The organism is Mesorhizobium sp. M0166, from assembly GCF_040322255.1.
Taxonomy (GTDB): domain Bacteria; phylum Pseudomonadota; class Alphaproteobacteria; order Rhizobiales; family Rhizobiaceae; genus Mesorhizobium.
In genome coordinates, this window is record NZ_JAMYTD010000036.1 from 1 (window position 1) to 17,615 (window position 17,615).

The window sequence follows — 17,615 nt, forward strand, 5'->3', positions numbered from 1 at the left end:
AGGTCATGCGCATCGGCCTCGCCGAATTCCACGCCATCAAGTACGGAACCAAACTCAATCTGCAAAATGTGTGAATCCGATAGGTATGGTGACGGGGAGAAAGAGCGCCGCATAGAAGTTTTCGCTGATTGCCAGCGCTGCGGGAATGGCGCTGACGTCGCCGCCGGATGAGGGCAGCGCCGAGGTCGCCAATTTGGTTGTCTCCAACGCAAAATTGGACGCCAGCCTTTTCTGAAGCCCTGCCCTTGCTTGCGCACCCGGCATGACTCCGCCGCTAACCTGTGCTATGCGCCGCGCTTCATTTCGGGCACGATGCTGTATTCGGCCGCAAATCGCTTATATCAGTGCAACAATGACCCTTTCATTCGATCTTACCGCCGAAGGCGCGCGTGACGCGTTGCGCACCCGCACGGCGCCTGAAAAGCCCTCGCTGATCGGCTTGACGCGCGCCGAACTTGGGGCCGCCCTTGTCGCTGCCGGCATCGTGCCGGAGCGCCAGGCGAAAATGCGCGCCCAGCAGCTCTGGCATTGGATCTATGTGCGCGGCGTTTCCGATTTTGCCGGCATGTTCAACATTTCCAAGGATCTGCGCGCCGCGCTCGACAGGCATTTCACCGTTGTCAGGCCCGAGATCGTCGAGGAGCAGATTTCCTCCGACGGCACGCGCAAATGGCTGTTCCGCTTTCCGCCGCGCGGCGCCGGCCGGCCGGTCGAGATCGAGACCGTCTACATTCCCGAAGAAGGCCGCGGCACCCTCTGCATCTCTTCGCAGGTCGGCTGCACCCTGACCTGCTCCTTCTGCCACACCGGCACGCAGAAACTGGTGCGCAACCTGACCGCCGAGGAAATCCTTGCCCAGCTTTTGACCGCCCGCGATCGGCTCGGCGATTTCCCCGACCGCGATACGCCCGACGGGGCCATCGTGCCGGCCGAGGGCCGGAAAGTGTCCAACGTCGTCATGATGGGCATGGGCGAGCCGCTCTACAATTTCGAGGCGGTGAAGAAGGCGCTGCTGATCGCATCCGACGGCGACGGGCTTTCCCTTTCGAAGAGACGCATCACGCTCTCGACATCGGGCGTCGTGCCCGAGATCTTCCGCACCGGCGAGGAGATCGGCGTCATGCTGGCGATCTCGCTGCACGCCACCAATGACGATCTGCGCGACCTTTTGGTTCCGATCAACAAGAAGTATCCGCTGAACGAGCTGATCGCTGCCTGCCGTGCCTATCCCGGCCTGTCCAACGCCAAGCGGATCACCTTCGAATATGTGATGCTGAAGGACGTCAACGATTCCATCGAAGACGCCAAGGCGCTGGTCAAGTTGCTCAAGGGCATTCCGGCCAAGATCAATCTGATCCCGTTCAATCCGTGGCCGGGCACCAACTACCAGTGCTCGGACTGGGAGACGATCGAGAAATTCGCCGACTACATCAACAATGCCGGCTATGCCTCGCCGATCCGCACGCCGCGCGGCCGCGACATCCTCGCCGCCTGCGGCCAGCTCAAGTCGGACTCCGAGCGCATGCGCAAAGTCGACCGGCTGGCGCTGGAAGCGATGATGATCGCAGGGCATGGCGAGGCGTGAATCGCGTCGTCGCCTATCTGATCCGCTTCGCCGTCATCCTTGTCGGCTATGGCGTTGCTTCGCTGGCGGCAAGCGCCTTCCTTAACATCATGTTCCTGGCGTCTCTTGGGTTGATGACGGACGAGGCGCAACCGGCGGCGCAGGCGTCGCTGTGGTTTTCAATCCCCTTCGTCGCGCTGTTCGTCGCCTATTTCGCCTTCATGCCGGCCGCCATCGCCATCCTCGTCTCCGAGATTCTTGGCCGGCGTGACTGGCTGTTCTATGCGCTGGCGGGTGCTGTGGTCTCGGCGGTCTTCCTCGGCTTCGTCCACCAGACGGCCGATGCCAATTTCGAGGTTACCAATACCAGCGTCATGCTGGCGGTGATCGGCTGCGGCATGGTCGGCGGCATTTTCTACTGGCTGAGCGCCGGGCGCTCGGCCGGAAGCTGGCGTCAGATTGGACCATGATCCCGAAAAGTGGAGGCCGGTTTTTCGGAAAAGAGCATGGTCAAGCAGGAATGCGCCCTATTTCGCCTGGGCCGACAGGATCTTGAGCGCGAAGGCCGAAAAAACTCCGGCAAAGAGATAGTCGACGACGCGCGTCACGCGCGGGCTGGATTTCATCGCGGCCGAGAACTTTTCCGCCGCCAGCACCATCGGCGCCGTCACCGGGATCGCCAGCACGACGAACATCGCGCCGAGGAAGAACAGCTTTCCCGGCGCGTTGGGATCATGCGCGGAGACGAATTGCGGCAGGAAGGTCATGAAAAACAGGATGATCTTCGGGTTGAGGAGATTGACCCCGAGCCCAGCCGCCCAGCTGCGGAACAGCGAGATTCTCGGCCCGCTCTTCTTCTCCGGCGAAAACGCCGACCCTTTTGTGATCGCCTGCCATGCCAGGAAGACCAGGTACCCGGCGCCGAAAATTTTCAGCACGAAGAACGCCATCGGCGAGGCGACGATCAGCGCCGAGACGCCGACCACCACCAGCGTGGTGTGGATCAGCGTGCCGCACAAGGCGCCGGCCATTGAGGCAAAGCCGGTGGCGCGGCCCTGGCTCAGCGTGCGCGACACGAACAGCGTCATATCAGGCCCAGGCGTGATCGCCAGGATGAAGGTGGCGATGGAGAACTGGATAAGCGTCGTACTGTCGGGGATGAAGGACATGGCTCGTCTCGGTGCGGCAAAAAGACGGCGCAGCCATACCGCAAGAGCCGTATTCTCGCCAGCCTCTGGGCGATACAGCATCTGGTCCAGGCATCGTTCGTCCCTTGCGCTGGCCTAAAACGCCGTGATACCTCGCCCGCGAAGAACCCCTGTCGCGGAACCGCCCACCATGTCGAAAGCAAAAGCCGTCAAGAAAGTCGTGCTCGCCTATTCCGGCGGCCTTGATACCTCGATCATCCTGAAATGGCTGCAGACCGAGCTCGGCGCCGAGGTCGTCACCTTCACCGCCGATCTCGGCCAGGGTGGCGAACTGGAGCCGGCCAGGCGCAAGGCCGAGATGATGGGCATCAAGGATATCCGCATCGTCGATGTCCGCGAGGAGTTCGTATCCGATTTCGTCTTCCCGATGTTCCGCGCCAACGCTGTCTATGAAGGCACGTATCTGCTCGGCACCTCGATCGCCCGGCCACTGATCTCGAAACATCTTGTCGAGATCGCCAGGGAGACCGGCGCCGATGCGATCGCCCATGGCGCCACCGGCAAGGGCAACGACCAGGTGCGTTTCGAGCTGTCGGCCTATGCACTCAATCCCGACATCAAGGTCATCGCGCCCTGGCGCGATTGGTCGTTCAAGTCGCGCACCGATCTCATCAATTTCGCCGAGCAGCACCAGATCCCGGTGCCGAAGGACAAGAAGGGCGATGCGCCTTTCTCGGTCGATGCCAACCTGCTGCACTCCTCCTCCGAGGGCAAGGTGCTGGAAGACCCGTGGAGCGAGCCGCCCGAATTCGTCCACCAGCGCACCATCTCGCCGATGGATGCGCCCGATGAGGTCACCGAGATCGAGATCGAATTCCTCAAGGGCGACCCGGTTGCGCTCAACGGCAAGAAACTGTCGCCTGCAACGATGCTGGCGGCGCTGAACGATCTCGGCCGCGACAACGGCATTGGCAGGCTCGATCTGGTCGAGAACCGTTTCGTCGGCATGAAATCGCGCGGCGTCTACGAGACCCCCGGCGGCACCATCCTGATATCAGCCCACCGGGCGATCGAATCGATCACGCTCGACCGCGGAGCCGCCCATCTCAAGGACGAGTTCATGCCGCGCTACGCCGAGCTGATCTATAACGGCTTCTGGTTCGCGCCCGAGCGGCTGATGCTGCAGGCGATGATCGACAAGAGCCAGGAAGACGTCGAAGGCACCGTGCGGCTGAAGCTCTACAAGGGCAACGTAATTGTCACCGGCCGCAAGTCGAGGAAGACGCTCTATTCCGATGCGCTGGTCACTTTCGAGGACGACCGCGGCGCCTACGATCAGAAGGACGCCGAAGGCTTCATCCGCCTCAACGCGCTCAGGCTGCGCACGCTGGCGGCGCGTAGTCGTAAAGGCTAGCCTGTTCCTCCGCACCGAGGGATTTGGCTCTTTGACTGGCATCCGCCCTCTCCACGCTGGCGATTAGCCACAGGCCACCTCTCACTTCGTCATCCCAGGGCGGAGCAAGGAGCGAAGCGACGCGGCGCACGCGCGTCACGCTCAATGTCTCAACCGTTGATTCACGTCCCGGCAAGGTGCTCGCCGGCTGCTCCTACGCGCTCCACGTGAAATAGAAAGCCCGGCGCTTGGCCGGGCTTTCTGTCGAATAGAGCAATTCCAGGAAAAGTGTGAAACGGTTTTCCGTCCGGAATTGCGTTAAGACAAAGCTCTGGAGGTCCCTGTCAGTCGGCATCGATCGCCGTGGCCATGCGGGCGATGGCCTGTTGATAGACGCTCGCCGAATTCCAGCCGGCAATTGCGCCGATATTCGCCTGCGCGCTGGCACCCGGCCGCCAACCATGACCCTTGAGGAAGTTGGCGGTAGAAGCCAACGCAGTGGCCTTGTCGCGCAGATTTTTGTTGCCTACGCCATATGTCAAAACATTTCCGGGCAGGAACTGCGTGTGGCCAATCTCGCCATGCGCGGCACCGACCGACGAGGCGCTCAGCGCTCCGCGATCAACCAGCTTCAGGGCTGCAATGGCATGAGGGTAGAAGAATTCCGGACGGCGGCAGTCATAGGCCAGCGTTAAAATGGCGGAGACCGTATTCTGGTTGCCCATGGCGGAACCGAAGCCGGTCTCCATGCCCCAGATGGCGAGCAACACACCCGGCGACACGCCGTAATTCTGTTCGATCTTGTCGAACAGCGCGGCATTGGCCTTCTTCAGCGCACGGCCCCTGGCAATGATCGCGGACGCGCCACGGCGCTTCATGAAAGCTTCCACCGAGCCGCTGAAAGCCTTATGGATGGCGCGGTCGACGGAGATCGTCTTTGTCGCGTAGGTTGCGCGAGCCAGAGCGGCCAGACCCTTCGAGCCGACACCGTCGGCCTTCGCCTCCGCGGCAAACTCCGGTTTCCACGCCTCGAAGCCGGCGCCGTTTTTGCCGCAACTGGCCGCCGCCTGCGCGCTCGTCGCCAGCGCAAGCACCGCCACCACCGTGGCCACTACAAACATCTTCCCCTTGGCAAGAAATGCCATGCTGCTCTCCTGGTTGCCTGAATCATGTTCCCAATTGCGAATTTGCCAGCGAAACACCTGCTTGTCACTGTCCCGGCGCTGCGCCGATGCACTCAATACAGCAGGAACTTCAAATCCACCACACTGGCGGACGCCCGGGAATTTGCCTGCGATCAAGTAATTATTGTGGCGGGGACAGAATAAGCATGGAAGACGTTGATGTCGTGATCATCGGCGCCGGTTCAGCCGGGCTTTCGGCTGCCAAGACCCTGCGCGCCGCCGGTTTTTCCTTCAAATTGTTGGAAGCGATGAACCGCATTGGCGGCCGCGCCTGGACCAGCGACCAGCATTTCGGCGTGCCGTTCGACATCGGCTGCGCCTGGCTGCATGCCGCGGACCGCAATCCCTACTTTCCCGAGGCGAAGGCCGCCGCCTGGACGCTTCATCACCACGACATGAATGTCGATCATCTCTATTACCGCGAGCGAAAGGCAAGCGAAGCCGAAGAGGCCGCGATGAAGGTGGCCGACGCAAGGCTGTTCGAGCCCGTGGCGGCACATCAGGTGAGGGAAGGCGACGACGACCGTCTTTCGGCATTGCTCGCCAAGGGACAGGCGCCGCGCGCCGCCGCAACCTTCGCCGGGCCGATGGATTTCGGCGCCGACGGAGACGAGATATCGATCCGCGACTTTCAGGCCGCCGCCGATCTCGATCCGAACTATTTCACCAGGGAAGGCTTCGGTACGCTGGTTGCCCGCTTCGGTGCCGATGTGCCGGTGGAACTGTCGACGCCTGTGCGCAAGATCGTCTGGGATGAGCCGGGCGTGGCCTGCGTCACCGATCGCGGTACCATCCGCGCCAATGCGGCCATCGTCACCGCCTCGCCGGCAGTGCTCGCCTTCGAGGAGATCGCGTTCTCGCCTGCACTCCCCGATGCGCATTTCGCTGCCTTCTTCGACCTGCCGATGGGCATGCTGACCAAGCTGCCGGTGGAAATATCCGGTACCAGGCTCGGCCTGGAGCCGTTCGACGATTTGCTGATCGAGCGGTTGGCCCGGCACGACATCTACTTCCTCTGCTTTCCTTTCGACCTCGATCTGATGGTCGGTTTCGTCGGCGGCGATTTCGCTTGGGAGATATCGGCGGCGGGCGAGGCGGCCGGCATCGACTTCGTCGTCGACCGGCTCTGCGGCATCTTTGGCGGCGACATACGAAAGCATGTCGGACGCGCAATGATGACCAATTGGGGCGCTGAGCGGTTCGTGCGCGGCGCCTATGCGGCGGCGCGTCCCGGCCGCTCGCAAGCGCGCGCCACTTTGATGCAGCCGGTGGCGGAAAAGATCTTCTTCGCCGGCGAGCATTTGGCCGGTCCGCTGATGCAGACCTGCGGCGGCGCCAGATTGTCGGGCGAGGCAGTGGCCAAGGAGGTCGTCGCCCACCTTGCGGCAAAATAGCATCTGCCGGCAGGAACGTGGGCAGCTGACAGGCGTTTGGCCTTCTCCTGCTCGTATCGTCCTCCGCATTTCGAATGATTTGAGACGCCAATGAAGCTTTTCGACTGCCCGCATTGCGGCCACCGTCTCTATTTCGAGAACGCGCAATGCCTGAACTGCGCCAGCCTCGTGCTCTACGATCCCGAGCATGCGCGCTTCGCGCTGTCCGGCGCAGACGTCTTCCATTGCACCAATGCCGACGAATGCGCCTGCAACTGGATGGCGGAGCCCGGCCACGCCTTCTGCCGCGCCTGTGCGCTGAACCAACTGATCCCGGATCTGTCGGTCGACGGCAACCGCCGCCGCTGGATCCGTGTCGAGGCGGCAAAGAAGCGTGCCGTGTATTCGCTGCTCGCCTTCGGCCTGCCGATCGCACCCAAGCAGGACGTTGGCGACGAGATCGGCCTCGCTTTCGATTTTCTTGCCGATCCGATCGGCGGCGGTCCCGGCGGCGAGCGTATCCTGACCGGCCACGACAACGGCCGGATCACGCTCAACGTCGCCGAGGCGGATTCGGCTGAGCGCGAGCGGCGGCGCGTCGAGATGGGCGAGAACTACCGCACGCTGCTCGGCCATTTCCGCCACGAGCTCGGCCATTACTATTGGGACCGCCTGATACGCGGCGATCCGCAAAAGCTTGCCGGTTTTCGCGCCTTGTTCGGCGACGAGCGCGCCGACTACGAACAGGCGCTCAAGACCTATTATGCCGATGGCGCGCCGCCCGACTGGCAGCAGCGCCATATCTCGGCCTATGCGACGTCGCACCCATGGGAGGACTGGGCCGAGACATGGGCGCATCACATGCACATCACCGACACGCTGGAGATGGTGCATGCCCTGAATTTCCCGCTCGGCCGGCTGGAAACCGTTGAAACCAACGAGCTGCCGCGCACCGATACCGGCGGCAAGCTGCAGCCGGCACCATCGGAACCCGCCGCCAGGCCGGAGCCTTTCGAAAGGATTCTCGACCGCTGGCTGGTGCTGTCGGAGGCGTCCAACTCGATCAACCGCTGCATGGGCCTGCCCGATCTCTATCCCTTCGTCATCTCGGACGTGGCGGCGCAAAAACTTGCTTTTGTTCACCAGCTTTTGACCGACCTGCCGAAAACGACTGGAACAAATCGTGAGCCGGCGGAAGCCTTTTAGCCGGAACGCATGCGGCTTTGCTTCGTTTTCCGTCCCAAGGGACTGTGAAACGGAGAGAAGACCATGAAACGCAAATTGTTTCCGGCGGTGGCCGGAGCGCTCATGGCGATGTCGGGCTCTGCTTTGGCCGACACCGCCGTCTCGGCCATCACTGATCTCAATGTACGCGCCGGCCCCGGCCCGCAATATCCGGTGATCGGCGTGCTCGCGGCCGGCCAGTCGGCGACGCTCGACGGCTGCATCGCCAACAGCAAATGGTGCACCATCGCCGAGGCCAACGGCCAGGGCTGGGTCTATTCCGACTATGTGACGGCCGATTTCGGCGGCAGCCGTGTGGTCCTGACACAGCGTCCGGCCAGCGCCGACATTGCCATCGTGACGCCGCCCGCCGATAGCGTCGAATATTCCGACAGCTATACCGGAGCGATCGTCGCCGGCGAGGCGATCGAGCCTATCCGGAGACCGCCGGCCGAGATCCGTACCTATGTCCGTACGCATCGGCTCGATCCGGTCTATCTCGAGGGCGAGGTGGTGACGGGCGCGACCTTGCCTGACACCGTCGAGCTGCGCGAGATTCCGGACTATGATTACCGCTACGTCTATGTGAACGGCCAGCCGGCACTGGTCGATCCGGGCAGCCGGCGTATCGTGTACGTCGTGCGCTGACGATACAAACAGGGCGGTCGCCCTGTAATGGCGGCCGCTCGCACTCCCGACATTGCCACAGACCGGTGTTGCCGCTGCAATACCGGTTTCCACATTGGGACCGATGTTCTAGACCTTGCGAGCCGAAGCACCCGCCAGCGAGCCCGCGTGACGATCGACCCAACCGCCTTCCAACAGTACCGGCACACCGCCAACAACAAGACCACTTTGCCGCGGCTTCTGCTTGGAACGGCGGTCGTCATCTTGTTCTGGCTCGGAACCACTGCCGCCGTGCTGTTCGGCGGCACCTATGCCTTTGCCGTTTGGCAGGCATCATCTGGCACCGCCCCGCCAGGTGGAGGAGCGGTGCAGGATTTCATGGCCTCTCCGGCGGGCATCCTCGCGGCGTTGGCTTCATTTGCCGGAATCTGGCTCGGTCTTTGGGCTGCCATGCGCTGGATCCATCGCGAGAAGCTGACCGCCCTGATTGGCGTCAGCCGGCGCATTTCGTGGTCGGGGTTCCTGAAAGGGCTGGCCGCGGTGCTGATCACCTCGCTGCTTTCCGAGATCCTGCTTTATGGTTTGCAGCCCGACATCGCGCGCGGCGCGATCGGCTTGTCTTCGTGGCTTTTGTTCCTGATCCCGATCGCCGCCCTGACCTTTCTTCAGACCTCGTCGGAGGAGATGCTGTTTCGCGGTTATCTACTCAGGGGCTTGGCCAGCCGGTTCCAGAACCCTTTCATCTGGGCGCTGCTGCCGGGATTGCTGTTCACCTCCCTGCACTGGAGCCCAGGTTCGAGCGCTGCGATCAATGCCTGCGTGCTGGCCTCGATCGCCGCCTTTGCGCTGTTGCTGACGCTTCTGGTCTATGCAACCGGCAATCTCGGTGCCGGCTTCGGGGCCCATCTCGGCAACAATCTGACCGGCTTCCTGCTGATTTCGCACCAGCAAAGCTATAATTCCTTCGCCCTGTTCAACGCCAAGCCGCTGGAAGCCGCCGGCTGGACGACTTTAGATGCCGCCCTCATCGCTGCGATAGGGATCGTCAGCAGCCTGTTGACCGTTCTGCTGCTTTTGCATCCGCGTTCACCACTGAAGGTCGAGCCGGATATGGCGCGCGGCGGCGGCGTGCGCTGATGCGTCTTGCCTGGTCGTCCTGGGCATATTTGGCGCAAAGCTGACCAAAGCTTGACTCTGCGGCCGATTTCCTGTCTACACGCCGCGAATTCCGCGACGAGTATTCCTCCGAGCAAACCGACCGGGACGCCGAAACCTCTTTGAGGTGAAGTGCTGTAAATCGATCCCGGAGGCCAACACCCGGCAGCGCTGTGCGCCCCCGGGTGCTTTTTGGCTTTGGGCTTTGCCCGGACCGGCTTTTGCTTGGACAGTCGGCGCGAACGCATTACCTCTCGGGCATCATCCGGGTGCCAGGGAAAAGGAAAAAGAATGTTTGAATCGCTACAGGAACGCACAAGAGGCGTGGAGGGCCATCGGCCCGACAGGGATCAAAATGAATCCAAGGCGCTGTCGCGCGGCGGGTTGACCAATGTTTGAGTCCCTACAAGAGCGCCTTGGCTCCATCCTGAACGGCCTCACCGGCCGCGGCGCCTTGTCGGAGGCTGATGTCTCGGCGGCGCTGCGCGAGGTCCGCCGTGCGTTGCTCGAGGCCGACGTGGCGCTGGAAGTGGTGCGTTCGTTCACCGACAAGGTGCGCGAGAAGGCCGTCGGCGCCGCCGTGGTCAAGTCGATCAAGCCCGGCCAGATGGTCGTCAAGATCGTCCATGACGAGCTGGTCGAGATGCTCGGCGCCGAGGGCGTCGCCATCGACCTCAATGCACCGGCGCCGGTCGTCATCATGATGGTCGGCCTGCAAGGTTCCGGCAAGACGACGACCTCGGCCAAGATCGCCAGGCGCCTCACCGATCGTCAAAACAAGAAGGTTTTGATGGCCTCGCTCGACACGCGGCGTCCCGCCGCGCAAGAGCAGCTCCGCCAGCTCGGCGAGCAGGTCAAGGTCGCGACATTGCCGATCGTCGCCGGCCAGACGCCGGCCGATATCGCCCGCCGCGCCGTGCAGGCGGCCAAGCTTGGCGGCCATGACGTCGTCATCCTCGACACCGCCGGCCGCACTCATATCGACGAGCCCTTGATGGTCGAGATGGCCGACATCAAGAAGATGTCGTCGCCGCACGAGATCCTGCTGGTCGCCGATTCGCTGACCGGCCAGGACGCCGTCAATCTGGCAAAAAGCTTCGACGAGCGCGTCGGCATCACCGGCCTCGTGCTGACCCGCATGGACGGCGACGGCCGCGGTGGTGCGGCGCTCTCGATGCGCGCCGTCACCGGCAAGCCGATCAAGCTGATCGGCACCGGCGAAAAAATGGACGCGCTGGAGGAATTCCACCCCAAGCGCATCGCCGACCGCATCCTCGGCATGGGCGACATCGTCAGCCTCGTCGAAAAAGCAGCCGAGAACATCGACGCCGAACAGGCGGCGGCGATGGCCAGGAAGATGCAATCGGGCAAGTTCGACCTGAACGACCTCGCCGGCCAGCTTCAGCAAATGTCGAAAATGGGCGGCATGGGCGGCATCATGGGCATGATGCCCGGTATGGGCAAGATGAAGGACCAGATGGCCGCCGCCGGTCTCGACGACAAGATGTTCGGCCGCCAGCTCGCCATCATCTCGTCGATGACCAAGGCCGAGCGCGCCAACCCCGATATTCTGAAGCACTCGCGCAAGAAGCGCATCGCCGCCGGCTCGGGCACCGACGCTGCCGAAATCAACAAACTGTTGAAGATGCATCGCGGCATGGCCGACATGATGAAGGCGATGGGCGGCAAGGGCAAAGGCGGCGGCCTGATGCGCGGCATGATGGGCGGGCTCGCTTCCAAGATGGGGCTCGGCGGCATGATGCCTGGCGGCCCAGGCGGTCCCGGAGGCGGCATGATGGGCGGCGGCATGCCGGATCTCTCCAAGATGGACCCCAAGCAGCTCGAAGCCTTGCAGAAGCAGGCGCAGGCGGCCGGGCTCGGCGGCATGAAGGGCCTGCCCGGTGGTCTTCCCGGTGGCGGTGGCCTGCCTGGGCTGCCCGGCGGCATGAAACTTCCCGGCCTGCCGGGCGGTGGCGGGCTGCCTGGCCTCGGCAAGAAGAAGTGAGGGCGCCATGAACGAAGAGAAGGACATGGCGGATGCGCGTGCGGCGCTGGCCAATTATCGCGCCTCGATCGACAATATCGACGCTGCGCTGATCCACATGCTGGCCGAGCGCTTCCGCTGCACCAAGGCAGTCGGCGTGCTGAAGGCGGAACATGGCCTGCCGCCTGCCGACCCGGCGCGCGAGCAGCAGCAGATCGCCCGTCTTCGCCAACTGGCCAAGGACGCCCATCTCGACCCGGATTTCGCGGAGAAATTCCTGAACTTCGTCGTCCGCGAAGTGATCCGCCATCACGAGCAGATCGCCGCATCCAACGGCGTGACAAAAACCGGCTGAGGACCAGCCACCAACCGATCAACCAAGTTAGACCTTTTAGGAGAAAAGAAATGCCACTGAAGATCCGATTGGCCCGTGCGGGCTCGAAGAAGCGTCCCTATTACCATGTCGTCGTCGCCGACGCGCGTTCGCCGCGCGACGGCCGTTTCATCGAGTCGCTCGGCTCGTGGAATCCGCTGCTGCCCAAGGACGGCGAACGCGTCAAGGTCGACGCCGCGCGCGTCAAGCATTGGCTGGCGCATGGCGCTCAGCCGACCGACCGCGTGCTGCGCTTCCTCGATGAAGCCGGCATCGCCAAGCGCGACGCCCGCTCCAACCCGAAGAAGGCCGAGCCCGGCAAGAAGGCGCAGGAGCGCGCAGCCTTGCTGAAGAAGGCGCAGGAAGATGCCGCTGCGGCCGTTGCCGCCGCTGCAGCCGCGCCGGCCGAGGCGGAAGCCGCCAGCGCCGAATAAAGCATCTCCACAACACGAAACGGCGGGCCTTGCCCGCCGTTTTGCTGTTCATCCGCATGATTGCGGCCCGATCAATAGCCCTCTGGGCAGCTCGCAACGTACACACGACCATTACGATCGCGATAACGGCACTGGCCGCTTTCGCTGGCACGGCCGATCAGCGCACCGGCCAAAGCGCCGGCCGCACCGCCGATCACCGCGCCCTTGGTTGGGTTGCCGGCCACCGCAGCGCCGATCGCCGCACCGCCCAGGCCACCAACTGCCGCGCCTTGCTCAGTACGGGAGCAGGCACCGAGCGGCACCAGCAAGGCCATCAAGATCATCAGCTTTTTCATTGTCGTTCCTCTCCAACAGGGTGCCGTCCTCGCCGCTGCACCCCCTAACTCACAACCGGGCGATTTGATCCAAAGAAGAAGATCGGCTGCGGATCGCGCCCGCTCTGGCGGCGTGGCCACCATCGAACGGCTTTCGAAATCGCCGCTATTGGCTGAACGGGAATAACGCGCGCACCCTTGGATCGCGCAGATACAGGCCACCCCAGAGGATGGCGCCGAGATAGACGCCGAACAGTATGTGCGAGAACAAAGGGCTGCCGATACGCACATGCGTGGCGACGGCGCCGCCGAGATAGGCGGTGAGCAGGATGGCGCCGAGCACCGAGGTGCGCGGCAGCGCGTAAAGCACGGTCGAGACCAATCCAATGACGCCGAGCATGCGCGAGACATTGGCATCGGCTGGCCAGCCGAGCTGCATCATGGTCTGGGTGACGATTTCGAGCGGCGGCAGCTTGATGACGCCGTCGAAGATCATGAACAGCACGATGACGGCGCTGAGCACGCGGCCGGCCCACAGGGCACGCGGTGAGACGGGTGCTGCCTGAGACATGGTCATTGATGTTCCCTCCGGTCGTTGTGAGCACTGGGTCCTTCGCCAGCTCGAACCAAGGACGCGGCCCATAACGGCGATCCGACATGCCTCCAGTTCTTTTTCACTCCGGGGGACGGCGACCTCGGAAATGCAAGTTCCGCCGGCAACGAACCTGGCCAAGTCCACCTTGCGGCGTGAGGTGGAGAGCGTTATTGGAAATCCGCAAGGGAATCTTCCGAGCGCTCGACGGCAGCCGCCGCCTGATCGTACAACGAAAGCAACCGATGGCCGGAGAGACCGACCTGAAACAGTTGCTGGCGGCGATGACGCCGGAATTGCTTGCCGGCGTTCATGTCTTCACCACGTTGCCACCCGATGCGCCCGTTCCCGACAGGCTCCACCCGGTGATGCTATTTCGCGAGCGCGAGGGCATGACGCTGATCGTGCTTGAAGAGCAGGCTAAGGCCGCTGGCCTGAAAACCGTGTTCCGCTGCCGGATGCTGACGCTGAACGTCCATTCGTCGCTGGAAGCGGTCGGCTTCCTCGCCGCCATCACCGCGCGACTGGCCGCGGCCGGCATCGGCGTCAATCCGGTCTCGGCCTTCTACCACGATCACCTGTTCGTGCCCGCCGACCGGGCGGAGGAGGCGCTGGGGTTGCTGCTGGACCTGGTGGAGGAGAACCGGCTGTGACGCCGGCGCCTTGCTGCCTATTTGAGACGCCGGCGCTGCCCCTCATCCGCCTGCCGGCACCTTCTCCCCGCGAACGGGGAGAAGGGCGCGAACGGCCGAAAGCCGAGCCCGCGACCGCGGGCCGCCGGTTATCCGGCGCCCCGCGGAGGGCCAGCCGCGAAGCGGCGATGCGGCCCGTGAGCGAAAAGTTATGCCGCCTTCTTCTTCGGCTGGATCAGCCCGCGCTCGACCAGCAGCTCGGCGATCTGAACCGCATTGAGTGCCGCGCCCTTGCGCAGATTGTCGGAGACGATCCACATCGACAGGCCGTTGTCGATGGTCGAGTCCTCGCGGATGCGCGAGATGAAGGTGGCGTCCTCGCCGGCCGATTCCAGCGGCGTGATGTAGCCGCCGTCCTCGCGCTTGTCGATGACCTGGCAGCCCGGCGCCTCGCGCAGGATCTCACGCGCCTCATCGGCGGTGATCGGCTTTTCGAACTCGATGTTGACCGCTTCCGAATGGCCGATGAACACCGGCACGCGCACGCAGGTCGCCGTCAGCTTGATCTTGGGGTCGAGCATTTTCTTGGTCTCGGCCACCATCTTCCACTCTTCCTTGGTGAAGCCGTCGTCGAGGAAGACGTCGATATGCGGGATGACGTTGAAGGCGATACGCTTGGTGAACTTCTTGACGTCGACCTGGTCGGCGACGAACACCGCGCGCGTCTGCGTGAACAATTCGTCCATGCCTTCCTTGCCGGCGCCGGAGACGGACTGGTAGGTGGCGACGACGACGCGCTTGATGGTGGCCGCGTCATGCAGCGGCTTCAGCGCCACGACCAGCTGCGCCGTCGAGCAGTTCGGGTTGGCAATGATGTTCTTGCGCGTGAACAGCGAGATCGCATCCGGGTTCACTTCCGGAACGATCAGCGGCACATCCTGGTCGTAACGGAAGGCCGACGAATTATCGATGACGACGCAGCCCTGCTTGCCGATCTTCGGCGACCATTCCTTGGAGACGTTGCCGCCGGCCGACATGATGCAGATGTCGGTGTCGGAAAAATCATATTGGTCGAGCGCCCTGACCTTCAGCGTGCGGTCGCCGAACGACACTTCCGTGCCCTGGCTGCGCCGCGAGGCCAGCGCCACCACCTCGCTCACCGGAAAGCCGCGCTCTTCCAGTATGTTGAGCATTTCCCGGCCCACATTGCCCGTGGCGCCGACGATCGCAACCTTGAAACTCATCGAAATCTCCTGTCCCTCTCCGCTCGTTTTCTGGAGAAAACCCGCCGGCCGATGCGGGTTTCAACCCCCGGGCCGGACCCGGGAGAGGGTGGTTAGGCCAAGGGAATCAGACCGTTTTGGTGGTCGTTTTGCCGGTTTTTTTGAGCAACAACGTGATTTTGCTGGAACGAGGAGACGCAGCGACGCGCCCGGCCCAATGGTTCGCATTGGGGCCGGAGATGTCGAATGCAAGGAGCGCCATCAGAAGGCCGCGCATCGAAAACTATCCCGTTCGGTGCCGGCTTTTACGCGGTTTGCGTCCAGAGTCAATCGCAACCAGGCCGACCCGCCCGCCCTGTACAATGGCGGCGGAACGAAGTACGAACGAGCATCGTCTGGCTCGTGGCGCCCGTCCGTGGCGCTTGCCGACATTTGACCCGTCGCCGGGTATTCAGAATCCGAATTTCGAAAGAGCAAGATGTCCAATTTCGAAGCTATTGTTCCCGCGCTGGCAAAGGCGCTGGAAAAACGCGGCTATGTCGAGCTGACGCCGGTGCAGAAGGCGGTTCTCGAGCTTGGCCAGGCCGATGCGCTGGTTTCGGCCCAGACCGGCTCCGGCAAGACCGTCGCCTTCGGTCTGGCCTTGGCGCCGACCCTTCTCGATGGCGCGGAGCGCTTTTCCCATGCCGCGGCACCTTTGGCGCTGGCCGTGGCGCCGACGCGGGAGCTGGCCCTGCAGGTAACGCGCGAGCTGGAATGGCTCTACGAACTGACCGGCGCCACGGTGGCGTCCTGCGTCGGCGGCATGGACATGCGCACCGAACGGCGCGCGCTGGAGCGTGGCGCCCATATCGTCGTCGGCACGCCCGGCCGCCTGCGCGACCACATCACCCGCAATTCGCTCGACATGTCGGCGCTCAAGGCAGTGGTGCTCGACGAGGCCGACGAGATGCTCGATCTCGGCTTTCGCGAGGATCTGGAATTCATCCTCGACGCGGCACCCGCCGATCGCCGCACGCTGATGTTTTCCGCCACTGTGCCGCGCTCCATCGCCACGCTGGCCAAGGGCTACCAGCACGATGCTGTGCGCATCTCGGCCTCCGGCGAGGAAAAGCAGCATCTCGACATCGAATACCGGGCGCTGAGCGTCGCTCAGGCGGACCGCGAAAACGCCATCATCAACGTGCTGCGCTTTTACGAAGCCAAGAACGCGCTGGTGTTCTGCAACACGCGCGCCGCCGTCAACCATTTGACGGCGCGCTTCAACAACCGCAACTTTTCCGTCGTGGCGCTGTCCGGCGAGCTTAGCCAGAACGAGCGCAGCCACGCGCTGCAGGCGATGCGTGACGGCCGCGCCAAGGTCTGCATCGCCACCGACGTCGCGGCGCGCGGCATCGACCTGCCCAACCTCGAGCTGGTCATCCACGCTGACCTGCCGACCAACCCGGAGACGCTCCTGCACCGAAGCGGACGAACGGGACGGGCGGGACGCAAGGGCGTCAGCGCGCTGATCGTGCCCAATAATGCCCGCAAGCGCACCGAGCGGCTACTGCAAAGTGCCGGCCTTGCGGCGACCTGGGCAAGCCCGCCCTCGGCCGACGACGTGATACGGCGCGACGACGAGCGCATTCTCGCTGATCCAGTCTTCAGCGAGCCTGTGAAGGATGAGGAGCGCGGCTTCGTTGAGGCGCTTCTCGATCAGCACGGACCCGAACAGGTCGCCGCCGCCTTCGTGCGGATGTGCCGCTCCAGCCGCTCGGCGCCGGAGGACCTTCTCGACGTGGCGCCGTTCACGCCGTCGGGCGAAAAATTTGCGCGCCGGGACGAGGCACCGAGCCGCCGCGACGATTTCGGCGACAGCGTCTGGTTCTCGCTGTCGGTCGGACGCCGGCAGAATGCCGAGCCGCGCTGGCTGATCCCGATGCTGTGCCGGACAGCCGGCATTTCCAAGCGCGAGATCGGCGCCATCAAGATGCAGCCGGAGGAAACCTTCGTGCAGATCGCGGCGGACTGGGCCGAGCGCTTCCTCGCTGCGATCGGTCCCGACCACAAGCTGCAGGGCAACATTGCGGTCAAGCGGCTGGACGGCACACCGGATCTGTCGCGGGCCGGCTATCAGGAACCACGGCCCGACAAGAAGCCGCACCGCGGCAAGCGCACCTTCGATCAGAACGCGCCCAAATTCGAGAAGCGCGCACCGGCCGACCAGCGCCCGGCATTCGAGGCAAAGCCCTGGGCCGGGAAACCGGCCAAGGCGAAGTTCGAAGGCGGACCGGCGAAACACAAGAAATCGAAGAAACGGCCGGGGTAGATAGCCGGCACTCTCCATGTCCGCACGCCCCCCTTGCGGTCTGCCGGAACTTTGCACAGTCTGGGTCGGGGCAATCGGGGGCAA

Annotated in this window: 19 protein-coding genes; 12 read left to right on the forward strand and 7 right to left on the reverse strand. The window is 63.5% G+C overall.

Annotated features, from left to right (window positions below; translation table 11 throughout):
- Window positions 1-54: 54 nt before the first annotated feature.
- Window positions 55-192, reverse strand: coding sequence for a hypothetical protein (locus NKJ46_RS27160; protein WP_352669007.1), 138 nt, complete (start codon window positions 190-192; stop codon window positions 55-57).
- A 160-nt stretch (window positions 193-352) separates the two neighbouring features.
- Here NKJ46_RS27160 and rlmN point away from each other — a divergent pair, with 160 nt between their 5' ends.
- Both rlmN and NKJ46_RS27170 read left to right on the forward strand, forming a co-directional pair.
- A complete protein-coding gene (gene rlmN, locus NKJ46_RS27165; protein ID WP_352669009.1) occupies window positions 353-1,585 on the forward strand; it encodes a dual-specificity RNA methyltransferase RlmN in 1,233 nt (410 codons plus the stop codon).
- Window positions 1,582-2,034, forward strand: a complete 453-nt coding sequence (locus tag NKJ46_RS27170) for a hypothetical protein (protein WP_352669011.1) — start codon at window positions 1,582-1,584, stop codon at window positions 2,032-2,034. The genes rlmN and NKJ46_RS27170 overlap by 4 nt, the downstream gene beginning before the upstream one ends.
- A 57-nt stretch (window positions 2,035-2,091) precedes the next feature.
- Here the strand turns inward: NKJ46_RS27170 and NKJ46_RS27175 are convergent, their stop codons facing one another.
- On the reverse strand, window positions 2,092-2,733 hold the full coding sequence (locus tag NKJ46_RS27175) for a LysE family translocator (protein ID WP_352669013.1): 642 nt from the start codon (window positions 2,731-2,733) through the stop codon (window positions 2,092-2,094).
- Window positions 2,734-2,902: 169 nt separating this feature from the next.
- Between NKJ46_RS27175 and NKJ46_RS27180 the strand changes: the two genes are divergently transcribed.
- The gene (locus NKJ46_RS27180; protein ID WP_352669015.1) at window positions 2,903-4,126 is read left to right on the forward strand and encodes an argininosuccinate synthase; all 1,224 of its coding nucleotides are present in this window, start codon (window positions 2,903-2,905) and stop codon (window positions 4,124-4,126) included.
- Window positions 4,127-4,449: 323 nt separating this feature from the next.
- On the opposite strand, the gene NKJ46_RS27185 is transcribed toward NKJ46_RS27180, so the two are convergent.
- A complete protein-coding gene (locus tag NKJ46_RS27185) occupies window positions 4,450-5,250 on the reverse strand; it encodes a lytic murein transglycosylase (RefSeq protein ID WP_352669117.1) in 801 nt (266 codons plus the stop codon).
- Between the two features lie 185 nt (window positions 5,251-5,435).
- On the opposite strand from NKJ46_RS27185, the gene NKJ46_RS27190 reads away from it, so the two are divergent.
- From NKJ46_RS27190 to rpsP, 7 genes are all read left to right on the forward strand, one after another.
- A complete protein-coding gene (locus tag NKJ46_RS27190; protein WP_352669018.1) occupies window positions 5,436-6,683 on the forward strand; it encodes a flavin monoamine oxidase family protein in 1,248 nt (415 codons plus the stop codon).
- Between the two features lie 90 nt (window positions 6,684-6,773).
- Window positions 6,774-7,868, forward strand: coding sequence for a zinc-binding metallopeptidase family protein (locus NKJ46_RS27195; protein ID WP_352669020.1), 1,095 nt, complete (start codon window positions 6,774-6,776; stop codon window positions 7,866-7,868).
- A 63-nt stretch (window positions 7,869-7,931) separates the two neighbouring features.
- Entirely contained in the window at window positions 7,932-8,534 is a 603-nt protein-coding gene (locus NKJ46_RS27200) for a DUF1236 domain-containing protein (RefSeq protein ID WP_352669022.1), read from the forward strand.
- Window positions 8,535-8,681: 147 nt separating this feature from the next.
- Window positions 8,682-9,650, forward strand: coding sequence for a CPBP family intramembrane glutamic endopeptidase (locus tag NKJ46_RS27205; RefSeq protein ID WP_352669025.1), 969 nt, complete (start codon window positions 8,682-8,684; stop codon window positions 9,648-9,650).
- Between the two features lie 409 nt (window positions 9,651-10,059).
- A complete protein-coding gene (gene ffh, locus NKJ46_RS27210) occupies window positions 10,060-11,673 on the forward strand; it encodes a signal recognition particle protein (protein ID WP_352669027.1) in 1,614 nt (537 codons plus the stop codon).
- Window positions 11,674-11,680: 7 nt separating this feature from the next.
- Window positions 11,681-12,007: a chorismate mutase gene (locus NKJ46_RS27215; RefSeq protein WP_352491671.1), complete on the forward strand. Its 327-nt coding sequence runs from the start codon at window positions 11,681-11,683 to the stop codon at window positions 12,005-12,007.
- A gap of 50 nt (window positions 12,008-12,057) precedes the next feature.
- On the forward strand, window positions 12,058-12,459 hold the full coding sequence (rpsP, locus tag NKJ46_RS27220; protein WP_352669029.1) for a 30S ribosomal protein S16: 402 nt from the start codon (window positions 12,058-12,060) through the stop codon (window positions 12,457-12,459).
- A 71-nt stretch (window positions 12,460-12,530) separates the two neighbouring features.
- Here the strand turns inward: rpsP and NKJ46_RS27225 are convergent, their stop codons facing one another.
- Both NKJ46_RS27225 and NKJ46_RS27230 read right to left on the reverse strand, forming a co-directional pair.
- Entirely contained in the window at window positions 12,531-12,794 is a 264-nt protein-coding gene (locus NKJ46_RS27225) for a YMGG-like glycine zipper-containing protein (protein ID WP_352669031.1), read from the reverse strand.
- Between the two features lie 145 nt (window positions 12,795-12,939).
- Window positions 12,940-13,350 (reverse strand): DoxX family protein, encoded by a 411-nt coding sequence (locus tag NKJ46_RS27230; protein ID WP_352669033.1) that lies wholly within the window; start codon window positions 13,348-13,350, stop codon window positions 12,940-12,942.
- 260 nt (window positions 13,351-13,610) lie between these two features.
- Between NKJ46_RS27230 and NKJ46_RS27235 the strand changes: the two genes are divergently transcribed.
- Complete coding sequence (locus tag NKJ46_RS27235; protein ID WP_352669119.1) at window positions 13,611-14,018, forward strand: ACT domain-containing protein; 408 nt, start codon at window positions 13,611-13,613, stop codon at window positions 14,016-14,018.
- 188 nt (window positions 14,019-14,206) lie between these two features.
- Here NKJ46_RS27235 and NKJ46_RS27240 read toward each other — a convergent pair whose 3' ends face one another.
- Complete coding sequence (locus NKJ46_RS27240) at window positions 14,207-15,241, reverse strand: aspartate-semialdehyde dehydrogenase (RefSeq protein ID WP_023680535.1); 1,035 nt, start codon at window positions 15,239-15,241, stop codon at window positions 14,207-14,209.
- Window positions 15,242-15,347: 106 nt separating this feature from the next.
- Window positions 15,348-15,497 (reverse strand): hypothetical protein, encoded by a 150-nt coding sequence (locus NKJ46_RS27245; RefSeq protein ID WP_352669036.1) that lies wholly within the window; start codon window positions 15,495-15,497, stop codon window positions 15,348-15,350.
- A gap of 201 nt (window positions 15,498-15,698) precedes the next feature.
- Between NKJ46_RS27245 and NKJ46_RS27250 the strand changes: the two genes are divergently transcribed.
- A complete protein-coding gene (locus NKJ46_RS27250; protein WP_352669038.1) occupies window positions 15,699-17,531 on the forward strand; it encodes a DEAD/DEAH box helicase in 1,833 nt (610 codons plus the stop codon).
- Window positions 17,532-17,615 lie beyond the last annotated feature (84 nt).